General features: G+C 60.7%; 16 protein-coding genes. 10 read left to right on the plus strand and 6 right to left on the minus strand.

What is annotated here, in order from left to right:
• Positions 1–95: 95 nt before the first annotated feature.
• The gene (locus ACTJKL_RS19610) at positions 96–1,523 is read left to right on the plus strand and encodes an ISNCY family transposase (RefSeq protein ID WP_440852859.1); all 1,428 of its coding nucleotides are present in this window, start codon (positions 96–98) and stop codon (positions 1,521–1,523) included.
• 292 nt (positions 1,524–1,815) lie between these two features.
• Here the strand turns inward: ACTJKL_RS19610 and ACTJKL_RS19615 are convergent, their stop codons facing one another.
• Positions 1,816–2,556, minus strand: coding sequence for a hypothetical protein (locus ACTJKL_RS19615; RefSeq protein ID WP_440853596.1), 741 nt, complete (start codon positions 2,554–2,556; stop codon positions 1,816–1,818).
• A gap of 234 nt (positions 2,557–2,790) precedes the next feature.
• On the opposite strand from ACTJKL_RS19615, the gene ACTJKL_RS19620 reads away from it, so the two are divergent.
• A complete protein-coding gene (locus tag ACTJKL_RS19620) occupies positions 2,791–3,183 on the plus strand; it encodes a GFA family protein (protein WP_440853597.1) in 393 nt (130 codons plus the stop codon).
• Between the two features lie 27 nt (positions 3,184–3,210).
• On the opposite strand, the gene ACTJKL_RS19625 is transcribed toward ACTJKL_RS19620, so the two are convergent.
• Complete coding sequence (locus ACTJKL_RS19625) at positions 3,211–4,719, minus strand: winged helix-turn-helix domain-containing tetratricopeptide repeat protein (RefSeq protein ID WP_440853598.1); 1,509 nt, start codon at positions 4,717–4,719, stop codon at positions 3,211–3,213.
• A gap of 133 nt (positions 4,720–4,852) precedes the next feature.
• On the opposite strand from ACTJKL_RS19625, the gene ACTJKL_RS19630 reads away from it, so the two are divergent.
• Both ACTJKL_RS19630 and ACTJKL_RS19635 read left to right on the plus strand, forming a co-directional pair.
• Positions 4,853–5,065: a DUF1127 domain-containing protein gene (locus ACTJKL_RS19630; RefSeq protein ID WP_324763377.1), complete on the plus strand. Its 213-nt coding sequence runs from the start codon at positions 4,853–4,855 to the stop codon at positions 5,063–5,065.
• An 11-nt stretch (positions 5,066–5,076) separates the two neighbouring features.
• Positions 5,077–6,243 carry an MFS transporter gene (locus tag ACTJKL_RS19635; RefSeq protein WP_440853599.1) on the plus strand — a complete coding sequence of 389 codons (1,167 nt, stop codon included), beginning with the start codon at positions 5,077–5,079 and terminating at the stop codon, positions 6,241–6,243.
• Positions 6,244–6,330: 87 nt separating this feature from the next.
• Here the strand turns inward: ACTJKL_RS19635 and ACTJKL_RS19640 are convergent, their stop codons facing one another.
• Positions 6,331–7,086 (minus strand): SDR family NAD(P)-dependent oxidoreductase, encoded by a 756-nt coding sequence (locus ACTJKL_RS19640; protein ID WP_440853600.1) that lies wholly within the window; start codon positions 7,084–7,086, stop codon positions 6,331–6,333.
• 168 nt (positions 7,087–7,254) lie between these two features.
• On the opposite strand from ACTJKL_RS19640, the gene ACTJKL_RS19645 reads away from it, so the two are divergent.
• From ACTJKL_RS19645 to ACTJKL_RS19670, 6 genes are all read left to right on the plus strand, one after another.
• Positions 7,255–7,836 (plus strand): L,D-transpeptidase, encoded by a 582-nt coding sequence (locus ACTJKL_RS19645; RefSeq protein ID WP_100673983.1) that lies wholly within the window; start codon positions 7,255–7,257, stop codon positions 7,834–7,836.
• 189 nt (positions 7,837–8,025) lie between these two features.
• A complete protein-coding gene (locus ACTJKL_RS19650; protein ID WP_003529619.1) occupies positions 8,026–8,166 on the plus strand; it encodes a hypothetical protein in 141 nt (46 codons plus the stop codon).
• Positions 8,167–8,328: 162 nt separating this feature from the next.
• Positions 8,329–8,913, plus strand: a complete 585-nt coding sequence (locus ACTJKL_RS19655; RefSeq protein WP_440853649.1) for a hypothetical protein — start codon at positions 8,329–8,331, stop codon at positions 8,911–8,913.
• A gap of 133 nt (positions 8,914–9,046) precedes the next feature.
• Positions 9,047–9,634 carry a protein-S-isoprenylcysteine O-methyltransferase gene (locus ACTJKL_RS19660; RefSeq protein ID WP_018097672.1) on the plus strand — a complete coding sequence of 196 codons (588 nt, stop codon included), beginning with the start codon at positions 9,047–9,049 and terminating at the stop codon, positions 9,632–9,634.
• A 9-nt stretch (positions 9,635–9,643) separates the two neighbouring features.
• Entirely contained in the window at positions 9,644–10,429 is a 786-nt protein-coding gene (locus tag ACTJKL_RS19665) for a hypothetical protein (protein ID WP_440853601.1), read from the plus strand.
• On the plus strand, positions 10,426–11,310 hold the full coding sequence (locus tag ACTJKL_RS19670) for an SDR family NAD(P)-dependent oxidoreductase (RefSeq protein WP_379940816.1): 885 nt from the start codon (positions 10,426–10,428) through the stop codon (positions 11,308–11,310). Before ACTJKL_RS19665 ends, ACTJKL_RS19670 begins: the two co-directional genes overlap by 4 nt.
• 880 nt (positions 11,311–12,190) lie before the next feature.
• On the opposite strand, the gene ACTJKL_RS19675 is transcribed toward ACTJKL_RS19670, so the two are convergent.
• The 3 genes from ACTJKL_RS19675 to queA all read right to left on the minus strand — a co-directional run bounded on the left by ACTJKL_RS19675 (position 12,191) and on the right by queA (position 15,516).
• Positions 12,191–13,012 (minus strand): transporter substrate-binding domain-containing protein, encoded by an 822-nt coding sequence (locus ACTJKL_RS19675; protein ID WP_275597969.1) that lies wholly within the window; start codon positions 13,010–13,012, stop codon positions 12,191–12,193.
• Positions 13,013–13,302: 290 nt separating this feature from the next.
• Positions 13,303–14,433, minus strand: a complete 1,131-nt coding sequence (gene tgt / locus ACTJKL_RS19680; RefSeq protein ID WP_440853602.1) for a tRNA guanosine(34) transglycosylase Tgt — start codon at positions 14,431–14,433, stop codon at positions 13,303–13,305.
• Positions 14,434–15,516: a tRNA preQ1(34) S-adenosylmethionine ribosyltransferase-isomerase QueA gene (gene queA, locus ACTJKL_RS19685; protein ID WP_440853603.1), complete on the minus strand. Its 1,083-nt coding sequence runs from the start codon at positions 15,514–15,516 to the stop codon at positions 14,434–14,436. It lies immediately after the preceding gene.
• Positions 15,517–15,554 lie beyond the last annotated feature (38 nt).

A 15,554-nucleotide genomic window follows, 5' to 3' on the forward strand; every position in this document is an offset into this window, starting at 1 on the left:
GTCGTCGCCTCTCGGGATGCTGGTCAAACGTCAACGTTTGGAAGGAAGACTGGCGACGTGAAGCGTGGTTGAGACCATGAGCGTTCGGAGTCGTCATGTCTTGTTTGATCACCATGTCGCAGAAGGAATTGCATCGTCTTGAACTCATACAGCGGATTCGCGGTGGCAGCCTGACCGTCGTCGAGGCGGCCGCGTTGCTTCGTCTCAGCCGCAGTCAGGTCCACCGGCTGTTGCAGGCCTATGACCTGGACGGCGCCGACGGTCTCGTGTCGAAGAAGCGCGGCCGTCCGAGCAACCGGCGTCATAGCGAGGATTTCCGCAACCTGGTGCTCGATCTGGTGCGTGAGCATTACGGGGATTTTGGACCAACGTTGGCGGCCGAGAAGCTGCTGGAGCGCCACCGGATTGCCGTCAGCAAGGAGACGCTGCGTCAGTGGATGATGGAAGTCGGCATCTGGGTGTCGCGACGCGAGCGCAAGAAGCGGGTCTTCCAGCCGCGCGGCCGGCGCGATTGTTTCGGCGAACTCGTTCAGATCGACGGCTCGCTTCATTGGTGGTTCGAAGGCCGCGGCCCCAAATGCGCCCTGCTCGTCTATATCGACGATGCCACCGGCAAGCTGTTGCACTTACGCTTCGCCGGATCGGAGAACACCTTCGACTATCTGCACGCGACGAAGGCCTACCTGCAGCAATGGGGCAAGCCGATCGCCTTCTATAGCGACAAGCATGGCGTCTTCCGCACCACCCATGCTTCCAAGAAGGACAGAACCAGTGGCCTGACGCAGTTCGGGCGAGCCCTTTATGAACTCAACATCGACATCATCTGCGCCAACACCCCGCAGGCCAAGGGACGCGTCGAGCGCGCCAACCAGACGCTGCAGGATCGCCTCGTCAAGGAACTGCGGCTGCGCGGCATCGACACGATCGCGGCGGCGAATGCCTATGCGCCGGAGTTCATGGCCGACTTCAATCGCCGCTTTGGCAAGGCGCCGCGCAATCCGAAGGACATGCATCGGCCGTTTGCCGCGCATGAGAACCTCGATGGCGCGATGTGCCGCAAGGAGATCCGCAAGCTGTCGCAGTCGCTGACGCTGCGCTATGACAAGGTGATGTTCATCCTCGATCCGACCGACCTCGCCACGGCGCTCGCCGGCAAGAAGGTCATTGTCTGCGACTATCCCGACGGTCGCCTCGAGGTCACCCATGAGGGGACGTCCCTGCCCTACAGAACCTTCGACACGCTGCGCTCGGTGCACCGCTGCGAGGTGGTTGAGAACAAGCGCCTTGATGACATGCTGGCGGTGGTGGCCGAGATGCAGGCCGGACGAGAGCAACAGCGCAGCAAGGGCGGGCCGCGCCGCACCGGCCAGACGGACCATATGTTCGGCATTCGCGACGGCAGCCAGAGCAATGGCTATCAAAAGCGCGGCACGAAGCCTGGCCGGAAGACGGATTTTACCAAGGATCCGGTGGTCATCGCCAAGCGCCAGCAAGCCCTTGCGCAGCTGAAAGCGGCGGAGTGATCGGGATGTCAAAGCTAAAGTTTATCTTGCAGCTGGAGCCATCCGCCGCCGACCGGGCTGCGCAACCCTGACCAGTTCCACCCGGCCGGCGGCTTGCGTCTCCGTACTTTGTAAATATTGCAACTTGCAAATGCAGTAGTAATGGATAGGATGTTGTCGCGTTTCTAAGTTGATTACTTTGTCTCATCTTTAAATAGCTGTGACAATGCATGTAGCCGGGGTACATTCTATTTTCAAGTGCGACATGGCAATAAAAACAATGGCTTGCCTCTTGCAGATCTTTGCATGTGTCTCAAGAGACAGTGATCTCGGCTTCCGTATCGGATTCCAACTTTAAACAGGCTGTCCATAGAGGTGTTTTGTAATAGGTACCGTCCTGCAGAAAATCTAGCCCTTCGCGCTCTTCCTGCAGCAATCCCAGCCAGCACAGGGGCCGAATAATGTCGTAGCGGAACTCCCCTCTGATCGTCGTAGCTTGGATAATCATATCTGCTTGCGCCAGCGAGTACGACTCGCTCGGGTATAACTCGCTCACCAGGTCGTCCAGCGAACAGCCCTTTCTCGCCTTGATATTGATAAGATTGAGAAAGACGTGCCACCACCGCATCCGCACGCGCACATCGTCCCGTGTCTGCGCGTAGTCGATATAGGCATAAAGATAGTCCGTCGCGATCTGATCGAAGAAGGTGTGGGGTCTTGCAAGAAAATCCCGACCGCGTTTGGTGGGAAACAGTCGGTCTTTTTTTCGCCGCACAAGCCTTAGGTGCTTGAGCATGTCGTGGACCACCGAAAGCGGCGGCATGTCAGCTTCGTTCAGAACCTTGTTGACGCTGTATAGATCCTCCGGAGTGTTGCCGGGCCAATCGAAGTGAACAGCGGCCCAGTGCACGAACTTACGGTTCATCGCACCGGACGCAGTCAGACCGATACCGCCTTCGGTCTCGGCATAGGAGATGGCCATGACCATGCCGCGAACCAGTGGCGACATGGCCACTACGTCCACGTCCGCAACGAGCTTAATTTCCGGAAGCATTGCGCGCGCTCCTGGCGAATCCGGTCGCTTGAATTTATCCGGAACGATCTCCCAAGAGCGCGGAGATTGAAACCCCGAAAAGCTAAGCAAAGGGAAGAAAGCCCCTCACGCGGCCCGGCTCTTGCAACCCGGACCAGCCCGTCACATTCTACAAGATAGACATGCGACAAGCCGCACATCTCGGGATGCCGGACAACGTCAACGCTGAACCGCTTGATTTAAGGGAGACACGGTATGGACCGATTCACAGGCGGTTGCCTGTGCGGCAACTTGCGATTTGTGGCGTCGGGACGACCATACCGAGTCGGTCTCTGCCATTGTCTCGACTGCCGCAAGCATCACGGGGCCCTTTTTCACGCGTCCGCCATTTTCCCTGAGCATTCTGTGACGATCGACGGCGAGACACGCGATTACGCCGGTCGGCATTTCTGTCCCCGTTGCGGCTCGATCGTCTTCGCACGCACCGGAGACGAAATCGAGGTGAACCTGGGATCCCTGGACGCCCCGGATCAATTGACGCCAACCTACGAAAGCTGGACCGTCCGTCGCGAATCCTGGCTGCCGCCGTTTCCCCTCAAGAGACGATACGAGCGGGATCGTGATGAAACGAGTCGCTTCGAGGAATAGGCCCCACGAACGGACGATGGATGCGCGTCAATCCGGTAGACCCGCCTTGCGGTAACCGTCAACGAAATGCGCAAGCGTCACAGGGTCGCGGAACGGCTCCGTACTCGCCCAGTGTCGGGTTGTGAAATGCGGGTTGGCGACGAGGAACAGTTCGACCTCGGCGCGCGCCTCGTCGAGCCGGCCCAGTTGGGCAAGGCTTGCCGCCAGGAAACGTCGCGAGCTGGTACGATACGTCTCGTCCCTCCGCAGTGTCTCGACGGCGGCTTCGTATTCGCCGGCGGCATATTGGGCCTGGCCGAGCGTCAGATAGTACCAGCTTGCCGGAAACGGGTTCAGCCGGAACGCCTTGCGGATGTGCTCAAGGCCCTCCTCCACCCGCCCGGCCAAGACCGCTATGTCGGATAAAGTCGCCCAGGTATCGGCCTCATTCGGGTCGAGCTCGATCGCCTTGGCGAATTCCGCATCCGCCTCGGCGAAGCTGCGCTCATATGCAAGCAGGTTGGCCAGCACCCAATGGCAGCCGGCATCGTTCGGATCGATCGCCACGGCTTTGCGTGCCAGTTCCAAAGCAATGCTACGGTTCGGCTCGACCGGTTCGCCCCAATGCACCCATCTCATCCAGTGGTTCATGGCAAGCCAGCGATTGGCCTCGGCATATTCCGGATCAAGCGAAATCGCGCGCGTGAGCATCAGATGCGCTTCCCGCGCCGTCTGAGGCGAATCATCGATCAGCTTGCGCGCCCGCACGCAGAGATCGTAGGCCTCGAGATTCTTGGGGCGATTGCGCGGCGGCTGTGGGCGCAGCCGGCCGAGCAACGCCTCCACGATCTTGCCGGTGACCTCGTCCTGAACTGCAAAGATATCTTCGAGGCTGCGATCGAAGCGTTCCGCCCATAGATGATTGCCGCTCACCGCATCGACCAGCTGTGCGTTGATGCGCACGCGCCCCGCGGCGCGTCGTGCGCTACCCTCCAGCAGATAGCGTACGCCAAGGTCCGCGGCGATCTCGCGCACGTCCCTCGGCTTTCCTTTGAAGGCGAAGGCCGAGTTGCGCGCGATGACGAAAAGGCCGGAGATCCTGGACAGGTCGGTGATCAGGTCTTCGGTCAACCCATCAGCGAAGGATTCCTGCTCCGGATCGCTGCTGAAATTAACGAAAGGCAACACGGCGATCGATGGTTCGTTGGGCAGCGCCAGTGGATTTCGCTTCGCGCCACCGACCTGTTCGACAGGCCCAGTGAAGCGGTAGCCGACCCGCGGAACCGTGGCGATCCATTCTCCGCCGTCGGGGGGCGCACCAAGCATTTTCCGCAGCTGCGCGATCTGGACGGTGAGGTTGCCTTCCTCGACCGCCCTGCCCGGCCACGCCGCATCCATCAACTCGGCTTTTCCGAGGATTTCGCCCGGCCGTCCGGCGAGCGCCTCAAGCAGCTTCAGCCCGCGATAGCCGACGGCGACGGGATCATCGTTCCGAACGAGCGTTCCCGCACCCGGATCAAGGACGAACGGACCAAAGACGATGCGCGATCGCTGCATAGGCGCATCTATAGTGCGTTTGGAAGTTTTTGAGAACTTTTTGGAGGAGCTTAATTACGACGCTTTTCGCATCCCGCAGAATTCGTCCTCCCCAGGTCGAGGGCTCTGCCTCTCAAGCCGTATGGAGGTTGCAATGAACGATATCCCCTCCGTTATGACGGAAATGCCGCGTCGGCCCTACCGCCTCGCGACCCTTCGAAGCATTATCGCGACGTGGGAGGAGCGGAAGCGCTTTCGCTGCGAACTTGAGCAGAAGTTGAAGGACGATCCGCATTTGATCTGCGATATCGGTCTGACGAGGCTTGAGGCCGAGGCGGAGATCGCCAAGCCGTTCTGGCAAGTATAGGCGTAGTCTGCATGACCACTGAAAGCACGACATTAGCGCTCCACGAGCGGATCCCATGGGCCGCCATGGCCGGCATCATCGCGACCGTCACGGTGTTCGCCGTGGCACAGGGGCTTACCTATCCCCTGCTCAGCTTCATCCTGGAGCGGCAGGGGACGACGCCCGGCCTGATCGGCGTGTCCGCGGCGATGACCCCGCTGGGTTTCATCGTATCCGCCCTCTTCATACCGGCACTGGCGCGGCGCATTGGCGGGGCGCGGCTTGCGATCCTGTGTTCGGGCCTGGCCGCGCTCACGCTGATCGCAATCGGCTGGTCGCGGGAGGTCTGGATCTGGATGCCGCTGCGTTTCCTGCTCGGCTTCTTCGCCAATCCGCTTTACGTGATCAGCGAGACCTGGCTGCTCTCGATCACGCCCGCGCGGCGGCGCGGCCGCATCATGGGACTCTATTCGTCGATCGTCTCGGGCGGCTTCGCCATCGGCCCGCTCTCGCTCGGTCTTGTCGGCACGCAAGGGTGGCCGCCCTTCATGGTCGGCATCGTCGCCTTCCTTCTCTGCGGGCTGATCGTGCTTGCGGTCGTGCCGCACCTGCCGAAGATGCCACATGAAGGCGAAGCGACATCGGTCGGAGGCTTTTTCGCACTGGCGCCGCTCCTCTTGTTCGCGGTTTTCGCCGCCGCCGCCTTGGAGCAGACCCTGCTTTCCCTGTTCGCGGTCTATGGCGCGGCGCTCGGCAGCACAGAAGGGCGCATCGCCTCGCTCATCACCTGTTTCATCGCAGGCAATGCCGTGCTGCAGATATTGCTCGGGCGGGTGGCCGAACGGTTCGGGTCGCTGCGGACGATGATGCTCTGCGCCTTGGCTTCGCTAGGTGGCTGCCTGCTGCTGCCGGCGATCTTCGAATCATGGCTCATCTGGCCGCTCTTTTTCGTCTGGGGCGGAGCCTCGTTCGGAATCTACACAATGTCGCTGATCCAGCTCGGCGAACGTTTCACCGGCCAGGCCCTGATCGCCGGCAACGCGGCCTTCGCCTTCGTATGGGGCATCGGCGGCATCGTGGGCTCGCCCGCGACCGGACTGGCGATGCAACTGATCGGACATCAGGGGCTGCCATCATCCCTTGGCCTGCTTTGCTTCGTGCTGGCGGTGTTTCTCGTGGCAAAGAGACGGCGGATCTGACCGGGATTGCGTCGTGCCGCGGTCCAACACGTTGAAACTACGCACTTCCGGACGGAATGCCGTTCTCCACCCTTTCCCGGAAGTGCTCTAATGCGCCGTAAAGGCACCGTCGACCGGATGATAGCTGCCGGTGATGAAGCTCGCCTGTTCCGACAGCAGGAAACAGACGAGAGCGGCAACTTCCTCCGGTTTTCCCCGTCGGCCGAGCGGCTGCAGCGCTTCCAGGCGTCGTGTCTTCGCCAATTCCGAATGTCCCGACAGAAGCGGCGTTTCGATCCAGCCGGGGCCGACCGCGTTGACGCGAATCCCCATTCTTGCATATTCGATCCCGGCAGCTTTGGTGAGCCCCACCACCCCGTGCTTGGCGGCGGTGTAGGCAGACGCGGTGGGCAAGGCGACCGCGCCGAGAATCGAGGACATGTTGACGATGGCGCCGCCGCCATTTCCGAGCATGGCGGCGATCTGGTATTTCATACAGTAGAAGACGCCGTTCAGGTTGACTTCTATCAGCCTGCGCCAATCTTCGAGCGGGTAGTCCGCGGTCGCTTTGCGCGGCCCCTCTATGCCTGCGTTGTTGACCGCCAGATGCAATCCGCCGCATTCCTGCACGGCGAAGGCGACCATCTGCTCCACCGCCTCCGCGTCGGTGACGTCGACGGTGAAATCTCGCGCCCTACCCCCGGCTGAGCGAATCTCGGCGGCGACGCTTCGCGCCGCTTCGGTGTCGCGGTCTGCGACGATCACTTCCGCACCCTCGCCGCCAAGTTGCCTGGAAACGGCGGCGCCGATGCCGGAACCCGCGCCGGTCACGATTGCGATTTTTCCTTCCACGCCAAGTTTCATCGTGCCGCTCCTTGTCTCCGCTGCTTCCCCGAACCAGTCGATCAGACGCCGGTTCCGGTCGCAAGAGGTTTCATCCTTGCGGTCGTAACCGTTGCAAGGCTTGGCCGACACGCGCTTGGGTGTTAAACACGAAATCGTAGGGACTCACAATTTACTCAGCAGGTGAGAATGGAGAACGATCGCATTACGCGCCGGGTACTCGTGCTGGGTAGCCTGGCTCTATTGGCCTCCGGTTGCAGTTCGTTGCGACCAGCCGACAGCCCGCAAACGGCCAGGACCCGTATAGACCCACGATACCGCAGGCAGGAGGTCGCCTATTATGGCGGCGAAGCGCCCGGAACGATCGTTGTCAATACGGGAGAACGCTATCTCTATTATGTTCAGGGTGGCGGTTCGGCGATTCGCTACGGGATCGGCGTAGGTGAGGAAGGCCGCACCCTCAAAGGCCGGGCGAAAATCGGCCGCAAGGCGGAGTGGCCCTCCTGGACGCCGACTGCAAACATGATTCGCCGCAAGCCGCATCTGGCACAATATGCCGGCGGAGTGAGCGGCGGGTTGCATAACCCGCTTGGAGCCGCGGCCCTCTACCTTTACCAGGGCGGAAACGACACTATGTTCCGGCTGCACGGGACGAACGAGCCCTGGACGATCGGGCAGGCCGTATCGAGCGGGTGCATTCGCTTGACGAACGACGACATCGTCGATCTTTACAGCCGTACCCCGGTGGGTACGACCGTGCTGATCGTTTGATGGCGTTTTCCGTTACATTTCGGTATAAATGACTAAGCCCCGTGTGTTCCGACGCGGTTGATAACCCGGTAACCATAAAGCGGTTATCAACTGTGTCCTTTCTGCACTAGGCCCCGGCGCAAATCGCCACTATTACTTGAAGTGTTGCCTTCGATAACCCATTCCGACTATTGAGGAAAGGACTACTTGATGAGCCGAATTCTAGTTGTGATGATTGCGTTGCTTTCCGTTGCCGGCCTCACCGCGTGTGATACGATCGGCAAAGGTAAGGGTAAGGCCCCGCCGCCTGCTGCCGTCGATACGGTAGAGCCGGCGCCGGTATACAAGTAACAGTGACTTTGCGCCGTGGGAGAGCTCAACGAGCGCTCTCCCACGGCGCGTTATTCAGGCTAGACCGGCTGTGAGACTGACGGCATAGTACGTGTCAAGAACTCCAGCGAGCCGGCCCGAGGTCTGGATTGTCAGAACTCGGAAGACAATCTAAGTGGTGTGATGACGCTTGCACGAGGCCGCATATCCTTTGTGATCTTGGTCGCACTGGCAGCAGCAGCATGCCAGACACAAGACAAAAATCCCGAACCGCGCTACGTTTCCAGCAGCCTGAATGGGCCGGCGAAACTCGAATCTCAAGCGCGCGAGCAGGGTTATTTCATCGAATTTCGCTCCCGCTACGCGCTGAGCTATGGCCACACCTACGTCATCTACGGGCGCACGAACAAGTCTGGCGCGGTCGTTCAGCGTCAGGTTGCCGGCCTTGCACCGGCCACGCTCGATCCGACGCCGTATGTCCTCGGCCATTTTGTGCCCGTTCCCGCCGAAACCGGCGCGAGCGACGGTGACCTCGAGGAAGAATACCGCTCGGCAAGCTGGCGCGTCATGCTGACGGAGGCGGAATACAAGAAGGTCGTGGCGTTCATCGACAAACTGAAAGCCAGGTCGAAGGTCTGGCACGCGTCGCTATACAACTGCAACGCCTTCGTGGCCGAAATCGCCCGCTCCATGGGCTATAAGACGCCCGGCATCTGGCTTCGACCGCAGGAATTCATTACAAGGCTTCGGGAGATGAACGGAGGTTGAGAGGCGACGGGCACAGAGCTCGCGATCCAGCCGTCACCGTTCGACATAGAATCACGCTGCGAAGCATCGGCTGAAGAAGGTTCCCGCCCGATCGTTGACGCCAGGCGCATGCTAAGGATTTGGGGAACTAGACATGTCGGTATCCTCCATCGGCGAGATCGCCTGGGTGCTCGGAATCGTTGCCTGGTACTTCATTCGCCGCCCCTATGAACGCCGGGCCAAGCGCGTGCGAGTCGTCAGCCATCGCCGCTCAACCTCCGAGATGCTGGGGCTGGCGGCAGCCCTGCTCGGCCTCGCGATCATTCCCGCTTTTTATGTCGCAACCGGCATCCCGGAGGGAGCCGACCACCCTGCCCGGCTCTGGGCCGTCGTGGTCGGTGCCGCGATTTTCTGTCTGGCCATGTGGGTCTTTCGCAGAACCCACAAGGAACTCGGGCGCAACTGGTCGATCACGCTCGAGATTCGCGACAAGCACGAACTGATTCGCCGCGGTCCTTACGCCCTGGTCCGCCACCCCATGTATACTTCGTTCCTGCTGATGGGCGTCGGTCAGGCGTTTCTTCTGCCGAACTGGGTCGCAGGGCTGGCGGGTCTTGCCGGCTTCGCGGTCCTCTTTCTTCTGAGGGTGGACAAGGAGGAACGCATGATGATGGAAATGTTCGGCTCTGAGTATCGCGACTACATGGCGGACACCAAGCGGATCATTCCGTACATTTACTAGAGGTGCATGATGCGAGGCCGAGCCCTCAAGCTTTCAGCCTCTCGGCGCCTGGTCGGGGATCTCATGCGATTTTCGATGAAGGTGCCGCGGGTGAGCGTGCAGCGGCGGATGAATCTCGGGCCGTTGCTCAAGGCCAGAACATCGCTTGAAAGCAGACCATCCTGGACCGCGCTCTTCCTCAAAGGATACGCCCTTCTCGCGCAGGAGACGCCCGAGTTGCGGCGCGCTTACGTCAAGTTTCCCAGACCGCAGCTCTACGAGTATCCGGGAAGCATCGCTTCCATCGCGCATGAAAGGGAGTACGAGGGCGAACGAATCGTGCTGCTGACGACGATCAAGAATCCGGAGCGCCGTTCGATTACGGAGCTGGGCTCCTTGATGCAGGCGGCGCGAACCAGCCCCGTGCTGGAGGTCAAAGAATTCCGGCGCGCCTTGAAGATCGCCCGCCTCCCCGGCCCTGTCAGATGGCTTCTAATGTGGCTCGGTTTGAATATCGGCCGGCAAAGGGCGCGCCGTTTCGGTACATTTCAGCTGTCGGTCTATTCGGGCCTCGGCGCAGAATCGCTCAACCCTCTCACGCCTTTGACCTCACTTCTGAATTACGGCCCGATCGACAAGGATGGCTCGGTCACGGTGCGTATCCACTATGACCACCGGGTCATGGACGGCGCCAACGTCGCGCGCGCCCTCGAGCGGTTCGAGAGGATATTGAACGGCGAAATCACCGCCGAGCTGGAGGGGCTTGCATCTGGGCGCGACGTGACCGCTGCGGCAGGTTCCGAGGCAGCGCGATGACTTCGGGCGGTCAAAGTCGTCCGGCCGTAGTCGTCGTCGGTGCATCGCGGGGAATCGGCAAGGCAATCGCCGAAGTGGCCGCGAGGGATGGCACGCCGGTCGTGATGGTTGCGCGTTCGGCCGAGTCACTGGCGGCCGCCGCCGACGGTATCCGCAAGGCCGGAGGCGAGGCGTTCACGGTCCCGCTGGATTTCCTGGCTGATGACGCGACGCTCGGTCTCGAGAACTTCCTGTCCGCAAACGGCCTGTTCTGCGACGTACTCGTCAACAGCGCCGGTTATGGATTGCGCGGAGGGGCGACGGTCCTGCCGCTCGATGAACAGCTCGGCCTCGTCGACCTCAACATCCGCGCCCTTACCGAACTCACCCTGCGTTTCCTGCCGGCAATGGTCGCGCGCGGTCGCGGCGGCGTCATCAATCTCGGTTCGGTCGCAAGCTTCACGCCGGGGCCGTATATGGCGCTCTACTATGCCAGCAAAGGTTTCGTCCGCTCCTTTTCGGAAGCGCTGCATCAGGAACTGCGTCGCACCGGCGTGACCGTCACATGCGTGGCGCCGGGCCCGGTCTCGACGGAATTTCTGGCAACCTCCGGCGCCAATCGCGTCGCGCTGTTCAAGATCCTGCCCAAGCTCGAATCGGGCTATGTCGCTGAAAAGGCCTGGCGCGGCTTCAAAGCGGGCCGCCGCCTCGTCATACCCGGCATTGCGTCCAAGCTGACGATCCTGTTGGCGACACTGGTCCCGTCGGCGATCATGCTGCCCCTGATCGGCCGATTGCAGCGCAGGAGCAAGGATCCGTGCCCTTGCGGATCCGGAAAAAGTTTCACCTCGTGCTGCGGTGCCCGCGGCAATTCGCTCGGAATCACCACGCAGAGTCGATAGCGAAGTAGTCGCGGAGTGGCGAGCGGCCATGAAACACCGGCCTCTCCGATGAGGTCGAGCCTCTACGATCGATGAATAAACAGATTAAATGGCGTCCATATCTCCTTGATAATCAAGCGACATCGTCAAAGCCCCTTCTATAGCGTTTCACTGTGCCATTGAAACAGTGAGACGCTATAGCCCTCTGAAACTACGCGCTCTCGGACAGAGAACCGCCACACCTTTCTTGCAAGTGCTCTAACAAAGGCCAGTTGAGATTTCGGATTCCCGCAGCGGCTTGTTTTGTTTGATCTCCTCATTCCTGTGCTTGTCACAGGAATCCCAGCCAGACCAAGTCCTTGGGCTGAAAGAACGCTTCCCGTGCCGCAGACGCGGCGCTGCTGGATCCCCTGTGACGAGCACAGGGATGAGGGTAGAGAGGGTGCGGTCCCTCGGCGCGCTTCATAAACCGTGACGATAGTAAGGCGGCGCGGAAGCTCCCGCCCGTATACAGCGTCCCGCTTCGCTTCGATGTAGTGGCCGCACATCTCGGTCCCTCATTCCTGTGCTCGTCACAGGAATCCAGCCAGACCAAGTCCTTGGGCTGAAAGAACGTTTCCCGCGCCGCAGACGCGGCGCTGCTCTCATCTCTGTGACAAGCACAGAGATGGCGAAGGAGGAGAGGTTGCATTGAAGCAAGCACGTCCGGCGGGAAACTGCTACGACGCGATCGACTGATTTCCAGATCCGAAACGCATCGTTCGGGGATTTGGCCAGGCTCCCATGGACGGCCAAGCGGCTTTTCCCTGACACGGGAAGAACCAGAGCATCGGATCCTGGAAGACCGGATGCTCTGGTCGTGGCTTCAGCACCTCCGAAGAGCGCCGGCTTCGTGACGCTATCAGTCCTTGCTGTAGTCGGCGCCGTACCACTTGGTCGTCAGTTTTCCGAGTGTGCCATCGGCCTTCATCGCTTTGATGATTTCACCGATTTTGGCAGTCCATTCCGGGTCGCCTTTATCGGCAATGACGACCGCGGGCGACCGAAAGGGATAGACATCCTCGAGGATACGGACGGGATAGTCGTTTCTGACTGCATTTTTTGCGGTCTGCTCGGGGGCGATGACCGCGTCCAACCGAACACCGTTGCCAAGACGCAGGTCGTCGAAGGGCATCATGGAATCGGGAAACGTGCGCACCTCGCCCGGTTCGAGTTTGTATTGAACCGGCGGCAAGCCCGGCGCATCGATCTCCAGGCGACGGTTGATGAAGTCTTCGGACGCCGTGCCTGTCTCGACGCCGATAACCTTACCATTCAGATCTTCTTCCGATTGAATGCCGCTTTCGGCATGAACGACGTAGACGTAAGGGCTGTAATAGTAGATTCCGGCGAAATCGATGACCTCTGCGCGCGCCTTGGTCGGAGCGACGGAACCGACCCCGAGATCGAAACGGCCCTGCCAGTGCCCCCCGGTCATGGTTGCCCATTCCGGAGTTTCGAAACGCACGTTCACGCCCAACCGGTTGCCGATTTCTTTGGCGACATCAATGTCAAAGCCGACAAGGACATTGTTTTCATCGAGGAACCCCTGCGGCGGCCAGCCGACATTGGTGGCGACGACCATCTCTTTTTTCTCGTTGACGCGATCAAGCGTAGGGCCTGCCACTGCCGAACTGCAAAATATAAACAGAGACGCCGATGCTATAGCAGCAATTCTTTTCATGTTTTCTCCTATCCCCCGTTGAACGGTCAACAACTCCTTTGACGTTTTTTGCTGGGATAGTTCTACAAACGGACGCAGTCCGCAAACCCATTTATTAGAATTGTGCTATCGGAATTTCCGATTCCACCTTCCGAAATCGGTTCTGATAGCTTCGGGTTGTCGAAATGAAACCAGCACCGCCGGAGGGTCCAGTTCGTTTCTGTCGGTGGAAGGCCGTCGGTGACGGCGTCGTTCAGGGGAGCCAAACTTTCGGGCGCGCAGATCGCAGTTACCAGCGGGCCACGCGAAGATCACACCGGTGGCAGATCGCCGCGCTGCCAGCCTTCCATGGTCTCCGCCATGAAATCGGTATAGCGCCCTTCTTCGATCGCCTTGCGGATGCCGGCCATCAACTCCTGATAATAGGCCAGATTGCTCCAGCTGAGCAGCATGCCGCCGAGCGATTCGTTTGAACGAATCAGGTGGTGCAGGTAGGCGCGCGAATAGTCGCGAGTCGCCGGACAGGAAGACTGTTCGTCGAGCGGGCGCGTGTCTTCCGCGTGTCGGGCATTGCGCAGATTGATGCGGCCGTAGCGCGTGAAGGCAAGCCCATGGCGTCCGGAGCGGGTCGGCATGACGCAGTCGAACATGTCGATCCCATGCGCGACCGACTTCAGGATATCGTCCGGCGTTCCGACGCCCATCAGATAGCGCGGCTTGTCGGCCGGCAGGACGGGGCAGGTCACGTCGAGCATGCCGAGCATGACCTCCTGCGGCTCACCAACGGCCAGCCCCCCGACGGCATAGCCCTTGAGGTCCAGATCCCGGAGGGCCAGGGCCGAGCGTTCGCGCAGCCTGGGAATGTCGCCGCCCTGTACGATGCCGAACATCGCCCTCCCCGGCTGATCGCCGAAGGCGACCTTGCAGCGCTCTGCCCAGCGCAGCGACATTTCCATCGCGCGCTCGATCTCGTCCGGTTCCGCCGGCAGCGCCACGCATTCGTCGAGCTGCATCTGAATGTCACTGCCGAGCAGGCCCTGGATCTCGATCGAACGTTCGGGCGACATATGATAGAGCGTGCCGTCGACATGGCTCTTGAAGGTAACGCCCTGTTCGTTGAGCTTGCGCAGGCTTGACAGCGACATGACCTGGAAGCCGCCGCTGTCGGTCAGGATCGGCCGCTCCCAGCGGATGAACTTGTGCAGTCCGCCAAGCCTGGCGACCCGTTCGGCGCCCGGGCGTAGCATCAGGTGATAGGTGTTGCCCAGAATGATATCGGCGCCCAGATCGCGCACCTGGTCGAGATACATCGCCTTGACCGTGCCGACGGTTCCGACCGGCATGAAGGCAGGCGTACGGATCGTCCCGCGAGGGGTCACCACTTCGCCACGGCGCGCATTGCCGTCGTTGGCAAGCAGTTTGAATTGAAACGCTTCGGTCATCTAATCTTTCCGGAAGAGCAGGCTCGAATCGCCATAGGAATAGAATCGGTACCCCGTTGCGATCGCATGCGCATACGCGGCGTGCATCGTCTCGAGCCCCGCAAAGGCCGAGACGAGCATGAACAGGGTCGATTTCGGCAGGTGGAAATTGGTCATCAGCATATCGACCGCGCGGAAGCGATAACCCGGCGTTATGAAAATCCCGGTTGCGCCCGACCAGGGACGGATGCTTCCGTCTTCGGCGGCTGCGCTCTCGATCAGCCGAAGCGATGTCGTGCCGACACAGACGATGCGGCCGCCGCGTTCGCGCACGGCATTGAGCTTCGCAGCGGTCATCGGATCGACGTGACCGATTTCCTCGTGCATCACGTGGTCGGCGGTATCGTCTGCCTTGACGGGGAGGAAGGTTCCCGCACCTACATGCAGCGTGACGAAATACCGTTCGATCCCGGCCTCGTCCAGGCTGGCGAAAAGCCGGTCGGTAAAGTGCAGCCCTGCAGTCGGCGCGGCTACCGCCCCTTCCTCGCGCGCATAGACCGTCTGGTAGTCGGTCCGGTCCCGTGCATCGTCGGCACGCTTGGATGCGATGTAAGGCGGCAGGGGAATGTGTCCGACGGCCATGATCGCCTCATCGAGCGAGGGGCCCGAGAGATCGAAGCGAAGCGTCACCTCGCCGGCATCGCCTTTCTCCTCGACCACGGCCTCCAGCGACCCGAGCAGGCAGGCATTGCCGCCATGACCGAAGCTGATCCGGTCACCCGGCTTCAATCTGCGGGCCGGACGGGCGAAAGCTTTCCAGCGACTGGGCGCAACCCGCATATGCAGCGTCAGCGACACGGGCGTGCTTATGTCCTCACCCCGGTAGCGGACGCCTTCGAGCTGCGCCGGTATGACCTTGGTGTCGTTGAAAACCAGCGCATCGCCCGGCCGCAGGAATGACGGCAGATCGAGGACGCCGCGATCTTCGAGAACCGGTTCGCCGTCGGGGCGAACGACGAGCATGCGGGCGCTGTCGCGCGGGCTTGCGGGCCTCAGCGCAATCGAATTTTCCGGCAGGTCGAAATCGAACAGGTCTACGCGCATCTATGGTATCAATTAAAAGCAAACCCGCCCCGGCGGCT

The sequence above is a fragment of the Sinorhizobium sp. 22678 genome (assembly GCF_052044265.1).
Classification (GTDB): Bacteria; Pseudomonadota; Alphaproteobacteria; order Rhizobiales; family Rhizobiaceae; genus Sinorhizobium; species Sinorhizobium meliloti_A.

Excerpts from the sequence above, each read along its gene's own strand:
- ACTJKL_RS19610 (WP_440852859.1), top strand. The coding sequence starts at position 96 with ATGTCTTGTTTGATCACCATGTCGCAGAAGGAATTGCATCGTCTTGAA.
- ACTJKL_RS19615 (WP_440853596.1), bottom strand. The coding sequence starts at position 2,556 with ATGCTTCCGGAAATTAAGCTCGTTGCGGACGTGGACGTAGTGGCCATG.
- ACTJKL_RS19620 (WP_440853597.1), top strand. The coding sequence starts at position 2,791 with ATGGACCGATTCACAGGCGGTTGCCTGTGCGGCAACTTGCGATTTGTG.
- ACTJKL_RS19625 (WP_440853598.1), bottom strand. The coding sequence starts at position 4,719 with ATGCAGCGATCGCGCATCGTCTTTGGTCCGTTCGTCCTTGATCCGGGT.
- ACTJKL_RS19630 (WP_324763377.1), top strand. The coding sequence starts at position 4,853 with ATGAACGATATCCCCTCCGTTATGACGGAAATGCCGCGTCGGCCCTAC.
- ACTJKL_RS19635 (WP_440853599.1), top strand. The coding sequence starts at position 5,077 with ATGACCACTGAAAGCACGACATTAGCGCTCCACGAGCGGATCCCATGG.
- ACTJKL_RS19640 (WP_440853600.1), bottom strand. The coding sequence starts at position 7,086 with ATGAAACTTGGCGTGGAAGGAAAAATCGCAATCGTGACCGGCGCGGGT.
- ACTJKL_RS19645 (WP_100673983.1), top strand. The coding sequence starts at position 7,255 with ATGGAGAACGATCGCATTACGCGCCGGGTACTCGTGCTGGGTAGCCTG.
- ACTJKL_RS19650 (WP_003529619.1), top strand. The coding sequence starts at position 8,026 with ATGAGCCGAATTCTAGTTGTGATGATTGCGTTGCTTTCCGTTGCCGGC.
- ACTJKL_RS19655 (WP_440853649.1), top strand. The coding sequence starts at position 8,329 with ATGACGCTTGCACGAGGCCGCATATCCTTTGTGATCTTGGTCGCACTG.
- ACTJKL_RS19660 (WP_018097672.1), top strand. The coding sequence starts at position 9,047 with ATGTCGGTATCCTCCATCGGCGAGATCGCCTGGGTGCTCGGAATCGTT.
- ACTJKL_RS19665 (WP_440853601.1), top strand. The coding sequence starts at position 9,644 with ATGCGAGGCCGAGCCCTCAAGCTTTCAGCCTCTCGGCGCCTGGTCGGG.
- ACTJKL_RS19670 (WP_379940816.1), top strand. The coding sequence starts at position 10,426 with ATGACTTCGGGCGGTCAAAGTCGTCCGGCCGTAGTCGTCGTCGGTGCA.
- ACTJKL_RS19675 (WP_275597969.1), bottom strand. The coding sequence starts at position 13,012 with ATGAAAAGAATTGCTGCTATAGCATCGGCGTCTCTGTTTATATTTTGC.
- tgt (WP_440853602.1), bottom strand. The coding sequence starts at position 14,433 with ATGACCGAAGCGTTTCAATTCAAACTGCTTGCCAACGACGGCAATGCG.
- queA (WP_440853603.1), bottom strand. The coding sequence starts at position 15,516 with ATGCGCGTAGACCTGTTCGATTTCGACCTGCCGGAAAATTCGATTGCG.